Source organism: Pseudomonas sp. LB3P58, from assembly GCF_054897895.1.
Window position 1 is genome coordinate 4,001,569 of the sequence record NZ_JBUBVE010000001.1, and the last position, 21,462, is coordinate 4,023,030.

21 protein-coding genes and 2 pseudogenes are annotated in these 21,462 nt (G+C 60.4%); 8 read left to right on the forward strand and 15 right to left on the reverse strand.

The window, feature by feature from the left end:
- Positions 1–24: 24 nt before the first annotated feature.
- Positions 25–495 (forward strand): DUF1810 domain-containing protein, encoded by a 471-nt coding sequence (locus ACYZTZ_RS18635; RefSeq protein WP_461999293.1) that lies wholly within the window; start codon positions 25–27, stop codon positions 493–495.
- Here ACYZTZ_RS18635 and ACYZTZ_RS18640 read toward each other — a convergent pair.
- Positions 460–2,820, reverse strand: coding sequence for a DNA polymerase II (locus ACYZTZ_RS18640; protein ID WP_461999294.1), 2,361 nt, complete (start codon positions 2,818–2,820; stop codon positions 460–462). The two genes, ACYZTZ_RS18635 and ACYZTZ_RS18640, sit on opposite strands and share 36 nt — an antisense overlap.
- A gap of 426 nt (positions 2,821–3,246) precedes the next feature.
- Between ACYZTZ_RS18640 and ACYZTZ_RS18645 the strand changes: the two genes are divergently transcribed.
- Complete coding sequence (locus ACYZTZ_RS18645) at positions 3,247–3,687, forward strand: CBS domain-containing protein (RefSeq protein ID WP_046056085.1); 441 nt, start codon at positions 3,247–3,249, stop codon at positions 3,685–3,687.
- A 1-nt stretch (position 3,688) separates the two neighbouring features.
- Here the strand turns inward: ACYZTZ_RS18645 and ACYZTZ_RS18650 are convergent, their stop codons facing one another.
- Complete coding sequence (locus tag ACYZTZ_RS18650; protein WP_461999295.1) at positions 3,689–4,312, reverse strand: glutathione S-transferase; 624 nt, start codon at positions 4,310–4,312, stop codon at positions 3,689–3,691.
- Between the two features lie 163 nt (positions 4,313–4,475).
- Between ACYZTZ_RS18650 and ACYZTZ_RS18655 the strand changes: the two genes are divergently transcribed.
- Positions 4,476–5,270 (forward strand): DUF4349 domain-containing protein, encoded by a 795-nt coding sequence (locus tag ACYZTZ_RS18655; protein WP_461999296.1) that lies wholly within the window; start codon positions 4,476–4,478, stop codon positions 5,268–5,270.
- Positions 5,271–5,418: 148 nt separating this feature from the next.
- Here ACYZTZ_RS18655 and ACYZTZ_RS18660 read toward each other — a convergent pair whose 3' ends face one another.
- Complete coding sequence (locus ACYZTZ_RS18660) at positions 5,419–6,519, reverse strand: DUF1615 domain-containing protein (protein WP_461999297.1); 1,101 nt, start codon at positions 6,517–6,519, stop codon at positions 5,419–5,421.
- 183 nt (positions 6,520–6,702) lie between these two features.
- Here ACYZTZ_RS18660 and ACYZTZ_RS18665 point away from each other — a divergent pair, with 183 nt between their 5' ends.
- Positions 6,703–8,238: an FAD-dependent oxidoreductase gene (locus ACYZTZ_RS18665; RefSeq protein WP_461999298.1), complete on the forward strand. Its 1,536-nt coding sequence runs from the start codon at positions 6,703–6,705 to the stop codon at positions 8,236–8,238.
- Positions 8,239–8,362: 124 nt separating this feature from the next.
- Here ACYZTZ_RS18665 and hemB read toward each other — a convergent pair whose 3' ends face one another.
- The 3 genes from hemB to ACYZTZ_RS18680 all read right to left on the reverse strand — a co-directional run bounded on the left by hemB (position 8,363) and on the right by ACYZTZ_RS18680 (position 11,056).
- The gene (gene hemB / locus ACYZTZ_RS18670) at positions 8,363–9,337 is read right to left on the reverse strand and encodes a porphobilinogen synthase (protein WP_461999299.1); all 975 of its coding nucleotides are present in this window, start codon (positions 9,335–9,337) and stop codon (positions 8,363–8,365) included.
- 142 nt (positions 9,338–9,479) lie between these two features.
- Positions 9,480–10,322, reverse strand: a complete 843-nt coding sequence (locus tag ACYZTZ_RS18675) for a PhzF family phenazine biosynthesis protein (RefSeq protein ID WP_461999300.1) — start codon at positions 10,320–10,322, stop codon at positions 9,480–9,482.
- Positions 10,323–10,342: 20 nt separating this feature from the next.
- Positions 10,343–11,056: a glutathione S-transferase family protein gene (locus tag ACYZTZ_RS18680; protein ID WP_461999301.1), complete on the reverse strand. Its 714-nt coding sequence runs from the start codon at positions 11,054–11,056 to the stop codon at positions 10,343–10,345.
- Positions 11,057–11,425: 369 nt separating this feature from the next.
- Between ACYZTZ_RS18680 and ACYZTZ_RS18685 the strand changes: the two genes are divergently transcribed.
- Positions 11,426–12,100 (forward strand): histidine phosphatase family protein, encoded by a 675-nt coding sequence (locus ACYZTZ_RS18685; RefSeq protein ID WP_461999302.1) that lies wholly within the window; start codon positions 11,426–11,428, stop codon positions 12,098–12,100.
- A 150-nt stretch (positions 12,101–12,250) separates the two neighbouring features.
- Here ACYZTZ_RS18685 and mnmH read toward each other — a convergent pair whose 3' ends face one another.
- Together mnmH and selD are read right to left on the reverse strand one after the other, a co-directional pair.
- The gene (gene mnmH, locus ACYZTZ_RS18690) at positions 12,251–13,348 is read right to left on the reverse strand and encodes a tRNA 2-selenouridine(34) synthase MnmH (protein ID WP_461999303.1); all 1,098 of its coding nucleotides are present in this window, start codon (positions 13,346–13,348) and stop codon (positions 12,251–12,253) included.
- Complete coding sequence (gene selD / locus ACYZTZ_RS18695) at positions 13,348–14,382, reverse strand: selenide, water dikinase SelD (RefSeq protein ID WP_056740154.1); 1,035 nt, start codon at positions 14,380–14,382, stop codon at positions 13,348–13,350. Before selD ends, mnmH begins: the two co-directional genes overlap by 1 nt.
- Before the next feature lie 243 nt (positions 14,383–14,625).
- Between selD and ACYZTZ_RS18700 the strand changes: the two genes are divergently transcribed.
- On the forward strand, positions 14,626–15,582 hold the full coding sequence (locus ACYZTZ_RS18700; RefSeq protein ID WP_461999304.1) for a nucleoside-specific channel-forming protein Tsx: 957 nt from the start codon (positions 14,626–14,628) through the stop codon (positions 15,580–15,582).
- Between the two features lie 24 nt (positions 15,583–15,606).
- The gene (locus tag ACYZTZ_RS18705; RefSeq protein ID WP_461999305.1) at positions 15,607–16,629 is read left to right on the forward strand and encodes a purine-nucleoside phosphorylase; all 1,023 of its coding nucleotides are present in this window, start codon (positions 15,607–15,609) and stop codon (positions 16,627–16,629) included.
- Between the two features lie 95 nt (positions 16,630–16,724).
- Here the strand turns inward: ACYZTZ_RS18705 and ACYZTZ_RS18710 are convergent, their stop codons facing one another.
- The 3 genes from ACYZTZ_RS18710 to ACYZTZ_RS18720 form a co-directional block, all read right to left on the reverse strand.
- A complete protein-coding gene (locus tag ACYZTZ_RS18710) occupies positions 16,725–17,681 on the reverse strand; it encodes a quinone oxidoreductase family protein (protein WP_461999306.1) in 957 nt (318 codons plus the stop codon).
- A 28-nt stretch (positions 17,682–17,709) separates the two neighbouring features.
- Positions 17,710–17,883, reverse strand: a complete 174-nt coding sequence (locus ACYZTZ_RS18715) for a DUF1427 family protein (RefSeq protein WP_461999307.1) — start codon at positions 17,881–17,883, stop codon at positions 17,710–17,712.
- Between the two features lie 95 nt (positions 17,884–17,978).
- Positions 17,979–18,758, reverse strand: a complete 780-nt coding sequence (locus ACYZTZ_RS18720; protein ID WP_134099418.1) for an AraC family transcriptional regulator — start codon at positions 18,756–18,758, stop codon at positions 17,979–17,981.
- 145 nt (positions 18,759–18,903) lie between these two features.
- Here ACYZTZ_RS18720 and ACYZTZ_RS18725 point away from each other — a divergent pair, with 145 nt between their 5' ends.
- The gene (locus ACYZTZ_RS18725) at positions 18,904–19,131 is read left to right on the forward strand and encodes a DUF6555 family protein (protein WP_008152143.1); all 228 of its coding nucleotides are present in this window, start codon (positions 18,904–18,906) and stop codon (positions 19,129–19,131) included.
- A gap of 47 nt (positions 19,132–19,178) precedes the next feature.
- Here the strand turns inward: ACYZTZ_RS18725 and ACYZTZ_RS18730 are convergent, their stop codons facing one another.
- From ACYZTZ_RS18730 to ACYZTZ_RS18745, 4 genes and pseudogenes are all read right to left on the reverse strand, one after another.
- Complete coding sequence (locus ACYZTZ_RS18730; protein WP_056740143.1) at positions 19,179–19,343, reverse strand: metallothionein; 165 nt, start codon at positions 19,341–19,343, stop codon at positions 19,179–19,181.
- A gap of 94 nt (positions 19,344–19,437) precedes the next feature.
- A pseudogene (locus ACYZTZ_RS18735) lies at positions 19,438–19,554 on the reverse strand (DMT family transporter); the annotation flags it as partial.
- A 138-nt stretch (positions 19,555–19,692) separates the two neighbouring features.
- Complete coding sequence (locus ACYZTZ_RS18740) at positions 19,693–20,514, reverse strand: methyl-accepting chemotaxis protein (protein WP_371922184.1); 822 nt, start codon at positions 20,512–20,514, stop codon at positions 19,693–19,695.
- An 84-nt stretch (positions 20,515–20,598) separates the two neighbouring features.
- Positions 20,599–21,375: pseudogene (locus tag ACYZTZ_RS18745) on the reverse strand (cache domain-containing protein); the annotation flags it as partial.
- Positions 21,376–21,462 lie beyond the last annotated feature (87 nt).

The window sequence follows — 21,462 nt, forward strand, 5'->3', positions numbered from 1 at the left end:
CGCAGTCTGTCAGAGGGCTTCGGCATGAGAAGCACTGATCAGGACGATTCCTTTAATCTGCAACGCTTTATCCAGGCACAGGACCCGGTGTTCAAACGGGTCCAGGCCGAGCTGAACGCCGGTCACAAGCGCAGTCACTGGATGTGGTTCATCTTTCCGCAATTCTCAGGATTGGGCGGCAGCGAGATGTCCCGCCACTTTGCCATTCGTTCCAAAGAGGAAGCCTCGGCGTACCTCAATCATCCGCTACTGGGCTCACGGTTGCGCACCTGCACGCAATTGGTGCTGAACATCGAAAACAGCTCAATTACGGCCATCTTCGGTCACCCTGACAATCTCAAGTTTCACTCTTCCATGACGCTGTTCGCCCAGGTTGCTGGCGCTAACAGCGACTTTCATCGAGCACTTGACCAGTATTTCCACGGCATCCTGGATGACTGGACATTGTTGCTGCTGGATTCAAAACAGGCCCAATTGCCCACCAATCAAGGTTGAAAAGTCGTCGTCCACGAAGGGCAGAATGGCGTCCGCCACCGGTTGCAGTTGCCGGGTGACGTAGTGGTCGTAGTCGATGGGCGCGCTGCGGATTTCCAGCGGTTCGGGCCCGGCGACGGTGATCACGTAACTGATCCAGCCACCGTTCTGGTATTGCCGCGGACGGCCCTGCTGGTCGTTGTAATCATCGGCCATTCGCGCGGCACGCACATGCGGCGGCACATTGCGCTGATAGTCATCAAGGGTGCGGCGCAGGCGCTTGCGGTAGATCAGGCGATCGTCGAACTCCCCCGCCAAGGTCTTGCGCACATAGTCGCGCACATAATCCTGATAGGGTTTGCGATTGAAGATGCGCAAGTACAACTCCTGCTGGAATTGCCGGGCCAGTGGCGACCAGTCGGTGCGCACGGTTTCCAGGCCTTTGTAGACCATTTCGTCGGTGCCATCAGCGCGGGTCACAAGCCCGGCATAGCGCTTCTTGCTGCCCTCCTCGGCGCCGCGAATGGTCGGCATCAGAAAGCGCTTGTAGTGGGTCTCGAACTGCAACTCCAAGGCACTTTCCAGACCGTATTCCTGCTGCACATGCTCGCGCCACCACTGGTTGACGTGATCCACCAGCGCGTGGCCAATTTTCGCGGCCTCCTCCTGGCCGTGCGCACGGCGCAGCCAGACGAAGGTCGAGTCGGTGTCGCCGTAAATCACCGTGTGGCCCTGGGCTTCGATCAGCTGTCGCGTACGCAGCATGATCTCGTGACCGCGTAGGGTGATGGACGACGCCAGGCGTGTGTCGAAGAAACGGCAACCGCTGGAACCGAGCACGCCGTAAAAAGCGTTCATGATGATTTTCAGGGCCTGGGACAACGGCGCGTTGTGTTCGCGCTTGGCGGTTTCGCGACCTTCGGCGACCCGGGCGACGATGGCCGGCAGGCAATGCCGGGTTCTGGAAAAACGCGCACCGCGAAAGCCTGGTACGGACTCGCTGTCATCGGGATGTTTAAGTCCCTCGATCAAGCCCACCGGGTCGATGAGGAAGGTCCGGATGATCGATGGATAGAGGCTTTTGTAGTCGAGCACCAGCACCGATTCGTACAGCCCCGGTTGCGAGTCCATGACAAAACCGCCGGGGCTGGCCTGCGCAGGCTTGTTCCCAAGGTTCGGCGCAACGAAACCCTGGCGATGCATCAGCGGCATATAAAGGTGCGTGAACGCCGCCACCGAACCGCCGCTGCGATCCGCCGGCAAACCGGTGACGCTGGCCCGTTCCAGCAGAAAGGTCAGCAGCTCGGTCTTGGCGAAAATCCGCGTCACCAGCTCGCAGTCCTTGAGGTTGTACTTGGCCAGGGCCGGTTTGTCCTCGGCGAACATGCGGTTGATTTCGTCCATGCGCTGGTACGGATTGTCGATCGACTTGCCCTCACCAAGCAGGGTTTGCGCGACGTTTTCCAGGCTGAACGAGGGGAAACTCCAGGTCGCCGAACGCAGGGATTCGATGCCGTCGATGATCAGCCGGCCGGCGGCCGAGGCGAAGTAATGGTTGCGGCTCCCGTGTTCACGCCACTGCATTTCCTCGCCGCCACGCCCCAGTTTCAGCGGTACCGCCAGGCGCCGGGCGTGTTCGTGGAGCACGCGCAGGTCGAATTGCACGACGTTCCAGCCGATGATCGCGTCGGGGTCATGACGGGCGAACCACTCGTTGAGTCTTTTCAGCAGCAGGGTTCGGGAATCGCAGTATTCGAGCTGGAAATCCACTTCGCTGTCGTCGCCATTGGGCGGGCCGAGCATGTAGACCTGGCGCTCGCCGCAGCCTTCCAGGGCGATGGAATACAGCTCGCCCTGAGCGGTGGTTTCGATGTCCAGGGAGACCAGCCTGAGGTTCGGGCGATAGTCGGGGTCGGGTTTCATCTGCGCATCGAGCAGCAGGCCCTCGGCGTTCGGCGTGCCACTGAACCGGACCGGCGCGGTGATGAAACGCTCCATCATGTAGCGTTCCGGCGGGCGCACATCGGCTTCGAACATGTCGACGCCGGCCTTGCGCAGCGCGGTTTCCAGGCGAATCAACTGACCGTGCTGCTGGCAATACAGACCGAGCACCGGGCGGTGCTCGAAATCCAGCAACGCCAACGGCCGCAGCTCGACGTTCTTTTCGCCGCGCAGCAGCGCTTCGGCCTGCTCGCGCTGGGCGGCGGGGATGAACGCCACCGACGGTTGATGAGGCAGACGGATCCGCTGGGGACCGGTGTCGGTCGCCAGCCAGAACTCGACTTCCGTACCGGCCGGGGTATCGCGCCAATGCCGGGTCAGGACGAAGCCCCGCTGTAAATCCACCACTGCAACCTCGAATCTGATTCAGAGGGAGATTCTACGCGGGATCGGGATGGAGAGCGTGGTGCCTTATGGATTTGGCAGCCTTTGGAAACACCCCTCACCCTAACCCTCTCCCCACGGGGTAGAGGGGACTGACCGAGTTGATTTTTAGACGTTCTGCGACCGAGGAAATAGAGTCGAACTCAGGCTCGAAAACCATAAAGATCAGCTCCCTTTCCCCCTCTCCCCCGTGGGGAGAGGGTTGGGGTGAGGGGTGGCTCTTGAAGTCGCTGCCAGATTGCAGGTGTTTATCGACCTGGTACGGAGATATTCGGAAGAAAAACCGCTGAATGGCGTTTTTTGCGCGTTATCTGCCGCTTTCTGCCTTGCCCTCAGCGCCCGTGTCTACGATTCTTCAAGGACAACGACAACACCTGAGAAACTGCCATGAAAACCGTCGCCCAACTGCTGAAGTTAAAGGCTGAACAGAATCATGAGGTCCACACCATTGCGCCGCATCAAATGGTGCTGGAAGCGCTGATGGTCATGGCCGCCAAAAACGTCGGTGCATTGCCGGTCGTGAAGAATGGCGAGGTCGTCGGCATCATCAGCGAGCGTGACTATGCGCGCAAACTTGTGCTCAAGGGCCGCTCCTCTGTCGGTACACCGGTCGAAGACATCATGGTGTCGCCGGTGATCACCGTGGACACCCATCAAACCGTCGAAACCTGCATGGGCATCATGTCCGACAAACGCCTGCGCCACTTGCCGGTGGTGGAAAACGGCCAGCTAATTGGTTTGCTATCGATCGGCGACCTGGTCAAGGAGGCCATCGCCGAACAGGCTGAGCTGATTCGCCAGTTGGAGCAGTACATCCGCGGCGAATAGATCAGTCCGGCCAATGCCGCGCGAAGACCGGTGCCAATGTCGGGTGCCGGTCGATGCGCGTAAGCCACGCGAAAAACCCGGGCCTTGCACTGCGTAAATGCTCCCGGCTACCCGCCCATCTGGAAACCACCGCCGCCAGCACATCCAGCGCCCCCGGCGTCTCATCGCCCAGATACAAATCGCCCGAAAACTGATCGGCAAACACCTCCCAACTCCTGTGAAGTCGCGCGCGGGCGCCGGCCATGAGGTTTTGCCTGGACGATTCATCCGCCTCGGCCAACCAGCGCTCGGGGTAGTCGATGATGCCAATGGCCGAATAGCAATTGCTGACGATGTACACCAGGCCGCGAATGGCCTGATCCCGCGCGGCGGTGTTTTTCGGCAGCAGATTTGCTTTGGGAAACGTGAGCCCCAGGTGAATCAGAATCGCCGCGCTCTCGGTGAGAACGCTGCCATCGGGCAATTGCAGTGTCGGAATCTGCTTGAGCGGATTGAGCTTCTCCAGCGCGTGGGTCGCCTCGGGAGAGGCTTCAACGTCGATGAAGCGGTAAGGAATTTCGCAAAGCTCCAGTGCCGCTTCTATCGCGGCAGCGCCGGAGTTCTGGTGTCCGTATAGCTGGTACATATCGCGCGCTCCTGGCGAAACGAAAATAGCGTCAGCAGACGATTGGGCACGAGGCACGCTCCCTGCCATTGGGCCGGGCGATACAGGTAAGATACGCCTCCCGGGCCGCACTCATGACTACCCGTCGCGGTTCAAGCCCTACTGCACACTTCAAGGAAAGAACATGCGCCAACAGGATGGCGGTCTCGCCCCGTTTCTTCGTCTCTATGGGTTGCTTCTGGCTGGTTTGGCCTTGAGTGGCTGCTCGCCGAGCGAACACTCGTCTTCGGCCAGTCTAGCCGGTGAACAAGGGCGCGGTGGCGCCATGCTCGCCTATGAGCACGAACTGCAACTGTTACTGCCCCAGGCGCAAATCGGGCCGCGCTTGCAGGCCACACGCGAGGCCTGCGAAACCGCCCGCTTCGGGGCCTGTAACGTTCTGCGTATCGAGCAAGGCGCCGGCCGCGCCGAGATCACCTTGCGCATTGCCCCCGCTGGCGTCGAGCCGCTGGTCACGATGGCGGCCGAGGGTGGGGAACTGGGTCAGCGGATCACCAGCGCCGAAGACCTGGCCGATGCTGTGGACGACACTCGTCGGCGTCAAGAGCGGCTCAAGGCTCAGCAGCAACGTCTGGATGAGTTGGCGACCCGCAAAGACATCAGCGTCACGGACCTGATCACCTTGAGCAAGGAACAGGCCGGGATCGAAAACGACCTGCAAGCCCTGGCCCAGATCGCCGCCGGGCACCAGCGCCGACTGGACACCAATCGGGTCACGCTGTCGTTCCTGCCGACCGGCGCCAGCAGTCGCTCGTCGCACCTGAGCCAAGCGTTCAGCAATTTGCTGGACAACCTGGCCGATGGCGCCGCCGATGCGCTGGAAAAAGTCAGCTACGCGCTGCCCTTCCTGATTCTGGCCTTCCCGCTGTTCATGCTGTGGGTCTGGTTGTGGCGCAAGTTTGTTCGCCGTCGCACCTGAGTCGTTGAACTGAACCATCATGCTCGCGTGGGGTGCCTCGTCCTTCCTATCATTGCCGTCGATGTCCACCGAATGGTTTTACCGCAGTACTCAATGAAAAACCCGGCCTCATCAGCCGGGTTTTTTTACGCCTGTTTTTTGCGCTCGGTCACTTGCCGGCCCGCGCCATGCAACGCTGATAACGCTCATCGACCCGCTTGGCAAACCACGCCGTGGTGAGTTTTCGGGTGATTTTCGGGCTTTGCAGCGCAATCCCCGGCAACACCGCACGCGGTAATGGCCGACCTTCCGCCTTTTCGGCCAGGGCGAAAACCCGTGCATAGAGCTGGGTGTCCTCGAACGCGAAGTTTTTGCCCTCCTCCAATTGGTCCCGAAGGGTCGGATTGCGCATACCCAGTTGCTTGCCAAGGGTGCGCACCGCCAATTCCGTGGTGCCCGGCATGATCGAATCGTAGCGGACCAGGTCACCATCCAGCGCCAGCGGTATGCCCGACGCGCGACTCACCGCGTTCTGAAACGCGGCATTGCGACTGGCGTACCAACCGGCATTGAAATCGGCAAAGCGATACAGCGATTGTTTGTAGCTCACCGGATAACCGAGCAAGTGGGCGATACCGAAGTACATGCCACCGCGACGACTGAACACTTCATGACGGATCGAGCCGTCCACCGGGTACGGGTACGGATACGCCTTCGCCTGTTGCTCGGCGAAATCGATGCTGACCTGCATTGGCCCACCGGTGTGCACCGGGTTGAACCCAGCGAACAGCGTCCGGCCCATGGGCACCATGCCGATGAAGTCATCGAAGATCGCGCTGAGTTCTTTTTCGCTGCGCGCGGCATTGAGTCGGTCGCTGTAGCTTTTTCCATTGGATGAACTCACCTGCAGCGCACCGCTCACCAGCAGGCCGGGAATGTGGGCTTTGTCGGCTCGGCGGTCGATTTCCTCGCGGGCGATTTTGCCCAGGCCCGGTACCGGTGGGTCCACCTGAAAGGTCGATTCCTGCTCGGTGACCGCCAGTACCGAGCACAGGTTTTGGGTGGATGGATAAATGTTCTGGGCAGCAAATGCTGCGTAAATGTCCGTGGCCCAGCCTTGGCGATCGGTGGTTTTGGCCGGCAGCAGACGCACGATCTCGGCCTTGACCTCGGCAGGCTTGCGCGCCGGGAGCTCTTGCGTGCGCTGAGTGCCGCAACCCGCCAGCACCAGCAGCGCGGCGACGCTCATCATCAATCGATTGGCTTGCATGTTGCTCCATCAAATCCGTTGAGCCGGGGTAACCATACGATCAATGGCATGGCGCAGGCTATGACTCTCGCCGCCCCCCACTGTTCCCCATAGCAGCGCGGGGCCTTTTTCCGTTTGGCAGACATCCTGCCCGTCTGTCGCGGCTGAACCATACTTGAGCCACACACCGAGGAGGACAGTCTCATGAACCGTAGCGACGTTCTGATCATCGGCGCCGGCCCGACCGGGCTGGTGTTGGCGCTGTGGCTGAGCAAGCTTGGCGTGCAAGTACGCATCATCGACAAGACGTCGGCACCCGGAACCACGTCGCGGGCACTGGCCGTGCAGGCGCGGACGCTGGAGCTGTATCGCCAGCTCGACCTCAGCAATGCGGTGGTGCAGAACGGTCATCGAGTGGCCGCGGCGAACTTCTGGGTCAAGGGCGAACCCGTGGCGCGCTTGCCGTTGAGCCGCATCGGCGAAGGCCTGACACCTTATGCGTTCCTCGAAATCTTTCCTCAGGACGAACACGAACGGCTGCTGATAGACCGCCTCGAAACCTTTGGCATCAAGGTGGAGCGCAACACGGCGCTGGAGAGTTTCGTGGAAACCGGTGACGGCATCACCGCCTATTTGCGCTTGGCCGATGGTCAGGAGGAAACCTGCCAGGCTTGCTATCTGGCAGGTTGTGACGGTGCCCGGTCGATCGTGCGCAAGACCCTGGACACCGGATTTCCCGGCGGCACCTACCAGCAGATTTTCTACGTCGCCGACGTGCAAGCCAGCGGCCCGACGTTCAACGGCGAACTACACGTGGATCTCGATGAAGCGGATTTTCTCGCGGTGTTTCCCTTGGCCGGTGAAGGTCGCGCCCGCCTGATCGGCACCGTACGCGACGAGCGCGCCGAGCAAGCCGAAACCCTGCAATTTGAAGACGTCAGCAGCCGGGCCATCGAACATATGAAAGTAAAGATCGAGCAACTGAACTGGTTCTCGACCTACCGCGTGCATCATCGGGTGGCGGATCATTTCAGCACCGGGCGCGCGTTTCTATTGGGTGACGCCGCCCACGTCCACAGCCCCGCCGGTGGCCAGGGCATGAACACCGGCATTGGCGATGCCATCAACCTCGCCTGGAAACTCGCGGCGGTGTTGAGCGGCGGCGCTGAGGCCAAACTCCTCGACACTTACGAAACCGAGCGCATCGCGTTTGCCCGCAAACTGGTCGCCACCACCGATCGGGTGTTCAGTTTCGTCACGGCCGAGGGGCGCATTGCCGATGTGCTGCGCACGCGCCTGGCGCCGTTCGTGATTCCGAAAATGGCATCGTTTGAGGCGTCCCGTGAATTCCTGTTTCGCACGGTGTCGCAGATCACCTTGAACTATCGCGGGATGCCGTTGAGCACGGGCGTTGCCGGTCATGTTCACGGTGGCGACCGCCTGCCTTGGGCTCACGATGGTGAGGGGGACAATTTCGAATCACTGAAGTGTCCGACCTGGCAGGTGCATGTGTATGGCGACACCAGCGACGAAATGATCGCCTGGTGCAACGAACATCATTTGCCGTTGCATGTTTTTGACTGGCGGCCGGCGTTTGAAGCGGCTGGCCTGGGGCGTAACGGGTTTTACCTGTTGCGGCCGGATACCTATGTGGCGATTGCCGACAACTCTGCCGATCCCAAAGTGATCGAGCGGTACTTCCAGGATCACGGGATCAGACCGTTTTTCGGCGCGAACTGACTCAACACAGTCCAAATGTGGGAGCGGGCTTGCTCGCGAAGGCGGTGTGTCAGTTAATTCAAGTGTCGACTGACACACCGCTTTCGCGAGCAAGCCCGCTCCCACATTTAATCTGCAGTGATACTTAGATCCCGGCCAGGGCGAGGTCCATCGCAAAGTAAGTGAAGATCAGATCCGCGCCGGCCCGTTTGATCGACCCTAGGGTTTCCCGCACCACGCGATCTTCATCTATCGCCCCGGCCTGGGCGGCGAATTTGATCATCGCGTACTCGCCGCTCACCTGATACGCCGACAGCGGCAAACGCGAGGCTTCACGGATGTCGCGGATGATGTCCAGGTACGCGCCGGCCGGTTTGACCATCAGCGCGTCGGCGCCTTCCTGCTCGTCCATCAGTGATTCGCGCACGGCCTCGCGGCGGTTCATCGGGTTCATCTGGTAGCTTTTGCGGTCGCCCTTGAGCGCGCTGCCGCCGGCTTCACGGAACGGACCGTAGAGCGCCGAGGCAAATTTGGTCGAATAGGCCATGATCGCGGTCTGGTTGAAACCCGCTTCATCGAGCGCCCGGCGAATCGCCTGAACCTGCCCGTCCATGGCGGCCGACGGGGCGATCACGTCAGCACCGGCACGAGCGGCGGCCACGGCTTGTTTGCCGAGATTGATCAGGGTCTGATCGTTGTCGACCTCATGGTTGTGCAGCACGCCACAATGGCCGTGGTCGGTGTACTCACAGAAGCAGGTGTCGGACATCACAATCATGTCCGGCACGGCGTCCTTGGCGATGCGCGACATGCGCGACACCAGGCCGTTGTCGCTCCAGGTGTCGCTGCCGTTGCCGTCCAAATGGTGCGACACGCCGAACGTCATCACCGACTTGATCCCGGCCCGGGCATAACGCTCGATCTCACCCGCCAGTTTCGACTCCGGAATACGCATCACACCGGGCATGCTTTTGATCGGTACGAAGTCGTCGATCTCTTCCTCGACGAAAATCGGCAACACCAGATCGTTCAAGCTGAACTCGGTTTCCTGGAACAGGCTGCGCAGGCTCGCATTGCGGCGCAGACGGCGTGGACGTGCTTCGGGGAACGGACTGGACATGAGGGGTTCCTGAAAAACGGGAGGACGAGACGAAAGTCGTAGGGGGCGAAGCTTATGCCCTGGACCTTGCAGGGCACAAACTTCAGGTGAGGAAAAACCCTTACCGGTTCGGCAATAATCACTGAGATATGAGCCTTGCCTCTTACAGCGTCAAGGTTCCGCTGATGCAGGTCACCACCGCGCCGCCGATCCAGATTTCGTCGCCCACTTGCTCGACCTGAATGCGTCCGGCGCGGCCCATGGTCAGGCCCTGGCTGACCACATAGGACGCCGGCGCCAGTCCTTCGCTGAGCAACCATTGGGCAATCCCGGCGTTCAGGCTGCCGGTGGCGGGGTCTTCCGGCATGCCATCCCCGGAGATGAACGCCCGCACTTCGAACTGTGCGCCATCGCCATCACGCTCGGGATGCCATGGCGCGATGACACCGACGGCCAGGCCAAGCATTTGCGAATGATCCGGTTGCAGGTCCAGCACCTGCTGGCGATTCTCGACCATCACCGCCAGCCATCCGGCACCGTTGTCGACCCACTGAGTGCGCACGATCGCCCCTGATTCCAGCCCGAGCCCCCGCCGCACCCGTTCCACCACATCCGCCTCCACCGGCCCGGTCCTGAGCAATGGCGGTGCGAGAAAGGCCAACTCTGTCCCTTGTCGACGAACCCGCACCAGCCCCACGCCGCACTCCTGAATGATCTCTTCGCCCTTGGGCACGCCACCGGCCTCCAGCCACGCATGGCAGGTGCCCAGTGTCGGATGACCGGCGAACGGCAATTCGTTCAGGGTGGTGAAGATCCGCACGCGATAATCGGCGCGAGAATCGCGCGGTTCGAGTATGAATGTGGTTTCGCTGAGGTTGGTCCAGCTGGCGAACGCCGCCATGCGCTCATCGCTGAGCTCATCGGCGCCTAACACCACCGCCAACGGATTGCCCTTGAGCGCAACATGGCTGAAGACATCTACTTGCTTGAAATCGAATGAGTGCATGGCCTTCCTTGGTTTCTTGATCAAATCGAAGCGTTTGGCTTGGGGATTTCCAGCCCGCGCATCACCGCCGGCCGCGCCAGAAAGCGCTCCAGCACCCGCGTGACGTTCGGGAAGTTCTCGATGCCCACCAGCTCGCCAGCCTCATAGAAGCCGATCAGGTTGCGCACCCAGGGGAAGGTCGCGATGTCCGCAATGGTGTAGCGCTCGCCCATGATCCAGTCGCGCCCTTCCAGGCGGTTATTGAGCACATTAAGCAGGCGTTTGCTTTCATCGACGTAGCGGTCGCGGGGACGTTTGTCCTCGTAGTCCTTGCCGGCAAATCTGTTGAAAAAACCGACCTGGCCGAACATCGGCCCGATGCCGCCCATCTGAAACATCAGCCATTGAAGGGTCTCGTATCGCGCTGCCGATTCCTGGGCCAGCAGTTGCCCGCTCTTGTCGGCCAGGTAAATCAGAATCGCCCCGGACTCGAACAGCGCCAGGGGTTGGTCCCCCGGACCGTGGGGGTCGAGGATTGCCGGGATCTTGTTGTTGGGGTTCAGCGAAAGAAATTCGGGGGACATCTGATCGTTGGTGTCGAAGCCCACACGATGCGGTTCGTAGGGCAGTCCGATCTCTTCGAGCATGATCGACACCTTGACGCCGTTGGGTGTCGGCAAGGAGTAAAGCTGGATCCACTCGGGGTATTGAGCCGGCCATTTTTGGGTAATCGGGAACGCGGACAGATCGGTCATGGGAAAGGATCCACGAGAAAATTGAGAGTGACGATCATAATGTCAGCGGCCGAAGAACGGCGACCTTTTGGCGTTATTGATATCGCTGATGAACATGATCAAAAGATTGCAGCCTGCGTCTGCTCTACTACGTGTAACGTGTCCACAAATTCGCAACATCCTGTCGATAACCTAAGCTCCAACCTGTTCAAGGTTACCGGTACATTGCTGCGCACTTGCCGGAATCGAACCAAACGGGTATCAGAGGACTCTGAGCACTGCCCCTTTGAAACGGACCGACTCAATGACATGGAAAACACCCGACGCAGGAACTTCGCGGTGTAAAGGTTTGTCAGCCTTAATCGAATGCGCTGAAGAACCCCTAATTCCATGAAGAACCCTCTGAAATTCGCCAACCGCTTCAAACATCGCGCTTATCTGTTACTGCCCGCCCTGCTGGCGGCCGGCGCGTTGTTTCTGGTGCTGGACTCCCGCGAAAGCCGCGCCCAACCGGCAAACGGCACTCAGACGCTGGTGTTCCTGCGTCACGCAGAAAAACCAGAGGGGGGCCTCGGCCAGCTCAACTGCCAGGGCCTGAACCGCGCCATCGACCTGGCCACCTTGCTGCCGGAAAAATTCGGCAAGGCCAACTACGTGTTTGCCGCCAACCCGACGCGCAATGTCGAGGAAGGCGAACAGGACAATTCCTACAGTTACATCCGTCCTCTGATAACCATCAGCCCCAGCGCGATCAAGCTCGGTTTGCCGGTGAACATCAACTTCTCGGCCAACGACACCAGCGACCTCGCGGATGAGTTGCTTCAGGACAAGTATCACAACTCGGTCATCTACACCGCCTGGTCCCACGGCTACCTGCCCGAACTGATCAACAAGGTCGCTGGAGAAGCCGTCGGCAAGAAACAGACCATCGCCGATGACTGGGAATCCAGTGATTACGATTCGCTGTTCGTGCTCACCCTGACCTGGCACAACGGCAAGGCCAGTGTGGTGAGTCACAGCTACAAGCAAGGCCTGAATAACGGTCCGCAGACCTGTCCGACGTAAGCTTTAAGAGATTTGGCGCCTGTCAGGCCCCCATCGCGAGCAGGCTCACTCCCACATTAGATTTTCAGTGAACTCAGATTTTGTGTATCACCGAGATCCAGTGTGGGAGCGAGCCTGCTCGCGATGGGGCCGGCAAAAACTACATAACCCTCACTGGATAACACGCTCTCGCAGGTATTCGAGCACTGCAGCCCGCTCCCCGGCGAATTCAATGCGAGCCCCTTTCTTCTCCCGCTGAAACGCATACATCGGGTCGTAATACTCGCGGAGCAACCCTTCGATCCAGCCCCGGTGCAAGTCCACCGCCCCGCTACTCGCCTGCTCCGCCAGCGCGTCTTCCATCAACATCAACATCCGCCGATGGCGTTCACCGCCCAGACGTTTCTGCACATTGTTCAGGCTCTCCAGCAAGCGCTCGGAAAACAGCGCGAAGCCTTCATCGCCATGCACGCCGATGAACTCGGCACACAAGTCCACCACGTAATCGCGCAGGATCCGTTCGACCCGCCCTTCCAGGCTGTCTTCCAGCCAGACCATCGGAAACTGTTGCATGCCCTGAAACAGCGGCAACGGCAGCGCACAACTCCCGATCGCGCGGCTCTCGTCTTCCAGCACAAACTGCTCGATACCGTGGGCTCGCTTCTTCAGCACGTCCACTGCCAGACGGTTTTCAAAATCGATGTTGGAGGGTTGGCCGGTGGCGCGTTTACCGAAACTGGAGCCGCGGTGATGGGCGTGACCTTCAAGGTCCAGGCCGTTGCGCAACTGCGTGAGCACTTCGGTTTTACCGGTGCCGGTCATGCCGCCCAGCAAGACGAAATCACACTGGGCAACCGCCTGATCGAGCGTGTCGAGCAAGAAGCTGCGCATCGCCTTGTAGCCGCCACCCACTCGCGGATAGTCGATGCCCGCCTCGTCCTTGAGCCATTGCTGGACGATCTGTGAACGCAAACCGCCGCGAAAACAATACAAATACCCATCAGGATGAGCCCGGGCAAAATCGGCCCAGGCCTGGATACGCTCGGCTTTTATCTCGCCGGACACCAACTGGTGCCCCAGCGTAATGGCCGCTTGCTGGCCGTGTTGCTTGTAACAAGTGCCGACCCGTTGCCGCTCATGGTCATTCATCAGCGGCAGGTTGATCACGCCGGGGAATGAGCCCTTGAGAAATTCGACCGGCGCACGGGCATCCATCATCGGTCGGTCGTTGAGGAAAATGTCGCGGTAATCGGTGAATTCGATGGACATCAAAACACCTCAACCGCGTTCGTCTGTCGCTCGATCAGTTCACCGATCGGCTCAAGGGCCAGGCCCAGCTCGGCGGCTACTTTGAGGAAGTGTTCGTTGCCTTCGGGGGTGACCGCAACCAGCAGGCCACCGCTGGTCTGCGGATCGCAGAGCACGCGTTTGTGCATTTCCTGAAGACGCCCAAGCTTGCTGGCGTAGCTGTCGAAGTTGCGCAGCGTCCCGCCCGGCACGCAACCTTGGTCGAGATAATACTCGACACCCGGCAGACGCGGCACACGGTCGTACTCGATGCGAGCGGTCACGTTGCTGCCGTCGGCCATTTCCACCAAATGCCCCAGCAGGCCAAAACCGGTGACGTCGGTCATCGCCGTGACGCACTCGAGTTTGCCGAAGCGGCTGCCGGGTTTGTTCAGGGTGCACATCCAGTCGCGGGCCAGGCCGATGTCGGCATGGCGCAATTTGCCCTTCTTTTCGGCGGTGGTGAGGATGCCGATGCCCAGCGGTTTGGTGAGGTAGAGCAGGCAACCGGCGGTGGCGGTGTCATTGCGCTTCATGTGGCGTTTTTCCACCAGACCGGTCACGGCGAGGCCGAAGATCGGTTCCGGCGCGTCGATGGAATGCCCACCGGCCAACGGAATTCCGGCTTCATCGCAGACCGAACGCCCGCCGCGAATCACTTCCCGGGCAATTTCCGGCGCCAGTACGTTGACCGGCCAGCCGAGGATCGCAATCGCCATCAACGGATCGCCGCCCATGGCGTAGATGTCGCTGATGGCATTGGTGGCGGCGATGCGACCGAAATCGAACGGGTCGTCGACGATCGGCATAAAGAAGTCGGTAGTCGACACCACGCCGCGTTCTTCATCGATGGCGTACACCGCCGCGTCATCGCGCGAGGCGTTGCCGACCCAGAGTTTCGGGTCAAGGTTCTGCGCCCCGCTGCCGGCCAGAATCACCTCCAGCACCTGCGGGGAGATTTTGCAGCCGCATCCTGCGCCGTGGCTGTATTGGGTCAGACGAATCGGCTCGCTCATGGGGGGACACACCTCGTGAAGTCAGTGCCGAAGAGTCTACATCAACGTCGTCTCCCCTGAGGTCCCGCGAATCATTGACCGAAAGGACAGTTAAACCCTCAATTCCCTAGCCTTTTCCGTACCTTGAGCAAAACTGGTATGCCTTGTGCAAACGTTTGCGAGTCGCTGATACAAGCGTTTTCGCAACATAACTGCGCAAGCCCGCAGAACCGGGCCTTCGATCCGCACGAAAAGGGACTTTTAATGCACCGCACGTCCAGCCGCGTGACTTGCTCGCGCACTTTTGCTGTTTCCTTGCTGCTGGCCAGCGTTACAGGACTACTCAGCAGCACCGTTTTGGCGCAACCCGCCCCCGCCGAAGAATCCGCCCAAGGCGAAACCCTCAGCCCCGAAGCGAGCCCACCGAAAAAAGGCGTGTACCTCTCGGACTGGTTCAACCAGGACCTGACCGTCATCGGCAGCAAAGACATCAGTTTCGGCCCGCAACCGGCCGACGATATCTACCTGGAATACGAGTACTTCGGCCGCAAGGGGCCATTCGAGTTGTACGGCTACATCGACATCCCGAAGATCTTCGACATCGGCAACAGCCATGACAAAGGCGTGTGGGATCACGGCTCGCCGGTGTTCATGGAGCACGAACCGCGGATCTCCATCGACTACCTCGCCGGCCGCAGCCTGGCCATCGGGCCGTTCAAGGAATGGTACGTCGCCTTTGACTGGATCTATGACCACGGCAGTAAAAGCGCCAACCGTGCCAATACGCTGTACAGCGGTTTGGGCACCGACATCGACACCCATTCGCGGGTCAACTTGTCGGCCAACTTCTATGGGCGCTACCAGTGGGAAAACTACGGCGCCAGCAACGAGTATTCATGGGACGGCTATCGCGCCCAACTCAAATACATCGTGCCGATCAGCAGTTTCAGCAACGGCGCGTCACTGACCTACATCGGGTTCACCAACTTCGACTTCGGCTCGGACCTGCACAAGGACAACCCGGCCCGCACGGCCAACGCCACCGTCGCCACCAACGTCTTGCTGTACTCGTTCACCCACTTACGTTTCACCCTGGTCGGTCGTTATTTCCACAACGGCGGCAACTGGGAGGATGGCAGCGAATTGAATTTCGGCGACGGTAACTTCCGCGCCCGTTCCGACGGCTGGGGTTATTACGCCGGTGTCGGTTATCAGTTTTAAGTCTTGTTTGAATCAGGAGGTTTTATGCATGCAATGACGCGTCTTTCCTTGGCCTGTGCCGCCCTGCTCTCTTCAACGGCCTGGGCGACTGAAGCGCCGATCCAGCCGAAAGTGATGCTAATCACGATGTTCGCCCCCGAGGCGCAAAACTGGATTGATCGGTTGGAACTCAAGCAGGAAGTGCGGGTGCCGGGGCTGTCCGCCGAGTACCCGACCATTCGCTGCAACAGCCAGCAGGTATGCCTGATGGTCACCGGCATGGGCCAGACCAACGCCGCGGCGTCGACGCTGGCCCTGGCGTTATCGTCGAAATTCGACCTGCGTAAAAGTTACTTCCTGATCGCCGGGATTGCCGGGATCAGCCCGAAACACGGGACCATTGGCACCACCGCGTGGGCGCATTATCTGGTGGAGTTCGGCACCCAGTGGGAGATCGATTCCCGGGACGCGCCGACAGACTGGCCGACCGGTTATATCGGCATCAACACCAAAGGCCCGAACGAAAAACCGCCGCTGGATTACAAGACCGAAGTCTTCGAACTCAACCCGAAGTTGCAGGCCAAGGCGTTTGCCCTCAGCCACAAAGTCGAGCTGAGCGAGAGCAAAGAATCGGCCGCGTGGCGCATGAAGTATCCGTCGGCCCCGGCCAATCAGCCGCCGATGGTGACGCAGTGCGACACGCTGGCGGGCAATACCTGGTTTTCCGGGACGCGGTTGAGTGAGCGCGCCGAAGTCTGGACCCAACTGCTGACCGATAACAAAGGTGAGTACTGCACGACGCAGCAGGAAGACAACTCCACCTATGAGGCGCTGTTGCGGGCCAGTCGAGAAGGGTTGGTGGATGTGCAGCGTTTGGCGGTGGTGCGCGCGGGTTCTGATTTTGACCGGCCGGCGCCGGGCCAGAGTGAGGTGGATAACCTGCTCAAGTATGCGGATCAAGGTGGGTTTGTGCCGGCGCTGGAGAACCTGTACCGGACGGGGAATCCGTTGGTGCAGGAGATTTTGAAGAATTGGTCGGCGTGGGAGAACGGTGTTCCCGAGGCATAAAGCAAAATCAAAAGATCGCAGCCTGCGGCAGCTCCTACTGGTGTACGCGATGCAATGTAGGAGCTGCCGCAGGCTGCGATCTTTTGCCCTTCAAATCACGGCAACAAAATCACTTTGTCGCCACTGCCCTGACTCACCTCGGCATACCGCGCCAGCCCTTCGGCCAACGACGATTCAAACAAGCCCTCGGGCAACGGCAACAAGCCCTGATCGAAGAACGTGCCGAACTGCTCAAGCATCGCCGCACACGCCTGGACGCCGTACAGCAATGAATTGATCCCCACCACCGAACCGCCCTTGCGATACAACGCCAGGGCCGGCAATTGCACCATCCCGTCCACCGGCGCGGCGATGATCGCGATGCGACCGAACGCGGCCAACGCCGGGACCGAGGCCGGCAGCCAGAAACCGGTGGTGTCGAAAATCACATCGGCGCCGCCGGCATATACGGCGCTCACCTGTGCGCCGAGGTCCTCGGGTTTATCCAGTTGCAGCGTCTGATACCCCAAGGCCTGCAAATCCTTGACCTGCTCGGGCCGCCGCGCCGCTGCCAGTACTTGAGCGCCACGCACCTTGGCCAGCGCCAGCGCCGCAGTACCAACCGCCCCGCCACCGATCACCAGCAACCGGGTTTCGGCCGTCACCCCACTGCGCTCCAACGCATCCCACGCCGTGGTGTACGGCACACCGAGGCTGGCAGCCTGGGCAAAACTCAGATGGGTCGGCTTTTGTGCCACGCCATTGGCCGGCAGTTTGACGAATTGTGCGTGCGAGCCATCGGCGAAAAACCCCAATTCACGACCGGTGCCCCAGACTTCCTGACCGATCAGTGCCTGCGGGCCTTCAACGACTACACCGGCGAAATCACGACCGGGAATCCGCGGCAGTGTGGTGTAAGGAAAGCGCCCCAGCACGTTTTTTACATCGCTGGGGTTGAGGCCGGCCGCCTTGATCTGGACCAGCACTTCATCGCTGCCGGGGACGGGGGTAGGCACCTCAACGTAGCGCAGGGCCGCGAGGTCACCGGTCTTGTCGAATTGCAGTGCTTTCATGAGCGTTTCCCTCGAATGAATAAACGGTTCAGGAGATCCAGCCAGTGACCAGTTGCCGGCCCATTGGCCACAACTTCTCACCGGCCAACATGCCGAGCAGCCCTACCAGCGCGATGGCCGGCGGTGCGGGGGAACGAAAATCCAGAGCGCCGTAGAGCAGACCGACGCCCAGACCGATGACCAATGGGATGAGGAAGCTCATGGCGGACTCCGTGGCTAATTAAGGTATGCCCGGAGTCTAGAGATCGGTCGCGACGCGCATCGGCCAAGTGCTTCTGAATATCGGCCAAAGCGCTTTCAATCCTGACGCTGGCTCGCGGAAAACTGCGAAGGCGCGACGCCCAGTTCCCGTCGGAACATGTCGCTGAAGCTGCTCGGTGAATAACCCAGCTCCCGGGCAATCGCACTGACCGGCACGCCCTGGATCAACTCCGCCACCGCCGTCGCCAATTGCACCTGGCGCCGCCACTCGGCGAAGCCCATGCCCAGACCGTCCTTGAACAACCGCGCCAGGGTACGCACGCTGGCACCTGCGTTTTCGGCGTGTTGCTCGAAGGCAATGTCCAGCGATGGCGCGGCCATGACCGCCTGACACAGGTTCATCAGGCGCCGGTCGGAATCATCCGGCAAGGGGATTTTCAGCAACGAGCGCCTGGCTCGCCTTAGCTCCAGCAGCGCCAGGCCGACCAGCGCTTCGTAATACTCGGGCGCGCCATCGTCGCCCTGCTCCACCAACCCGACGATCAGCTCACGCAGCAGTCCGCCGACTTCGATCACCTGAACCGTGTCGTCCAGCGTCGCCGCCAATGACGGCCGCAGGTAGATATTGCGCATCTGCAAATCCGAAACCACGCGAATCCCGTGGGGCACACCCGGCGGCAGCCACACCGCCCGTTGCGGCGGCACCACCAGCGCTTCATGGGGTGTCTCGACCCACATCACCCCGCTCATCGCATACAGCAACTGCCCCCAGACATGCTCATGCGGCTCGATGTACAAGCCGCGCGGATAGGTGCGCGCCAGCGGTTGCACGGGCACATCGGTGTCACTCAGGTCTGGAGGGGCGGCAAGGGCCATGGGCAGCAATCATTGGGGGTTTCAGAGATTGCATGGTAACGAGCCACGGGGCTTGTCGCTACGGGCGGCATCCATCTGACAATTCGACTGAATTTTCCGTATCCCCAACGATCCTTGTATTACCACAGGGAGGAATATGGGCTTTATGAACAACGCAAAACTTTTCGTCATTGAATACACCCTTCATGGCGCGCCCAAGTCTTTCATCATCCGCTTGGACAAGATGGATAACGCGGAGGCCTGGCATTGGGCAAGTTGCGACGCGGGGGTCGGACGAATCCCTCGCTTCGGACGAGAGAAGGTGCAAAAAACCAGCAAGCCGATGGCGGAGAAGTTCGGCGTGGAAAACGTCAAGTGGCGGCCGGCAAATTGAAATGAAAGTGGAGCCCAATCAGGCTCCACCTTTTTTTGGATGAGTGGTCAGCGTTGGGCGCACTTGCAGCCCTTGCTGGCACACTCTTCGCCATGTTCGTGGTGCTTGGCGCAGGCTTCACAGCAATAGTGCTTGCCGTGGCGCGCGATCGGATGTTCGCCCAGTTTGCAGGAGCATTTGGGGCAGTCGCATTTACTTTCACTGTCGATCATGAGCCTGACTCCATAGGTTGTGGTCGTCCGGGTCTGGCAAATGCGACCCGTACCACCAGTGTAGGAGCTTGCGTCAGCCCTGCCGGGTACTGATCCCGCCGATCAACTGCCAGCGCGGCAGCTCATTCAAGGCGGGCCCCTGTTGCGGACCGCTGAACAGCAACAGTAAAAACTCTATATCGAGTGCTTCGGTGCAGTGCCCTACTGGGACAAACCGTAATGTCTGTCAGCACCACAATCCCTGTGGGAGCGAGCCTGCTCGCGATAGCGGTGAATCAGTCACATTGATGCTGGAAGTGCCGACGCTATCGCGAGCAGGCTCGCTCCCACAGGTTCTGTGCCGGTGCAATCAGATGCGGAACTGACCCACCAGTTTGCCCAGGCGTTGACCGAGGTCGGCGAGGCTGCGGGAGGTCTGGGCGCCGAGCTGGGTTTCGTCGGCAACGCTGTCCACCGCCACGGCGATCTGATGCACGCTGCGGTTGATCTCTTCGGCCACGGCGGTCTGCTCTTCGGCGGCGCTGGCGATCTGCGCGTTCATCGAGTTGATGGTGCCGATCAGTTGGGCCATGGTGTCCAGCGATGCACCCGCTTCGTTGGCCTGAGCCGACGTGCCGTCGCCGGCCTCGCTGGAACGGCGCATCGCTTCCACGGCCGATTGGGTGCCGGCCTGCAAGCGATCGATCATGCCCTGGATTTCCTGGGTGCTGATTTGCGTGCGACTGGCCAACGCACGAACCTCGTCGGCCACCACGGCAAAGCCGCGCCCGGCCTCACCGGCACGAGCGGCTTCGATGGCGGCGTTGAGTGCCAACAGGTTGGTCTGCTCGGCAATCGAACGGATCACGCCGAGCACGCTGACAATCGACGACACGTCTTTTTGCAAACTGTCGAGAGACACGCCGCTGCTGCGAATATCGTCCACCAACGCATGAATCTTCACGATGCTGCCGGCTACCACTCGCTTGGCAGCCTGGCCTTCTTCGTCGGTCTGCTGGGCAGCCACTGCGGCGTTTTGCGCACTCTTCGCCACTTCTTGAGCGGCGGCGGACATTTGGTTGATCGCCGTGGCGACCTGATCGGTTTCGTGACGCTGACGCTCCATGGCCTGATCCGAGCGCTGGGCCTGATCGGAGACCTGATTCACCAACCCGGTCAGTTGCGAAGTCATTTCGGTGATCTGGCGCACCAGGCCGTGGATCTTGTCGACGAAGCGGTTGAACGAGCCGGCCAGTTCGCCGAGTTCGTCCTGGCTGGTGATGGTCAGGCGACGCGTCAGGTCGCCCTCGCCCGCCGCGATGTCATCGAGGTTGGCTTTCATCAGGTTCAGCGGACGCAGGATGGTGTTGGCCAGCAGCATCCCGGCGGCGGCAATCACCAATAGCACCACGGCGGCAATCCCGACGATGCTCAGCACCACGCCTTGCATGCGCTCCTGGACCTTGATTTCGACCAGCGCCACTTGGGCTTCGATGCCGTCGAGGTTGACCGAGGTGCCGACCGCCATGTCCCACTTCGGCAGGTATTCGGTGTAGCCGAGCTTGGGCACCAGCACCTGGGTGTTGCCGGGCAGCGGCGAGCTGTATTGCAGGTAGTGGGTCCCGTCCTTGGCGACTTTCACCAGGTCGCGGTTGACGTAGACGCCGTTCGGATCGCGGTTGTCCTTGAAGCTTTGGCCCACGCCTTCGGGGCTGTTGGCCTTGAACAGGCGCACGGTGTTGGAGTCGTAGCCGAAGAAGTAGCCGTCCTTGCCGTAGGTGATGCTCGACAGCAACTTGACCACTTGGGCCCGCGCCGCGTCATCACCGGGGGCGGCCGCGTCGTAGAGCGGTTTGATCGTGGTCATGGCCACGGCGACGTAGCTTTGCAGCGTTGCCTTGGCATCGCTGAGCAGGCGCTGGCGAGTTTCCTCGACTTCCTTGCGGGCCTGCTCCTGCAGAATGAACAACGTGGTCAGGCTGATGACCAGCGCAAAGAGCAACACCGGGAGGACGGCAAGGGACAGGACTTTAGCCTTCAGGCTCATGCGCATGACGGTTCACTCTTTTGATTTTATTGGCGTGGTTAAAGGCTTTAACGGCACGCCAGGCCAAAAGTTGAGTGAAGGTCACCCCCAATC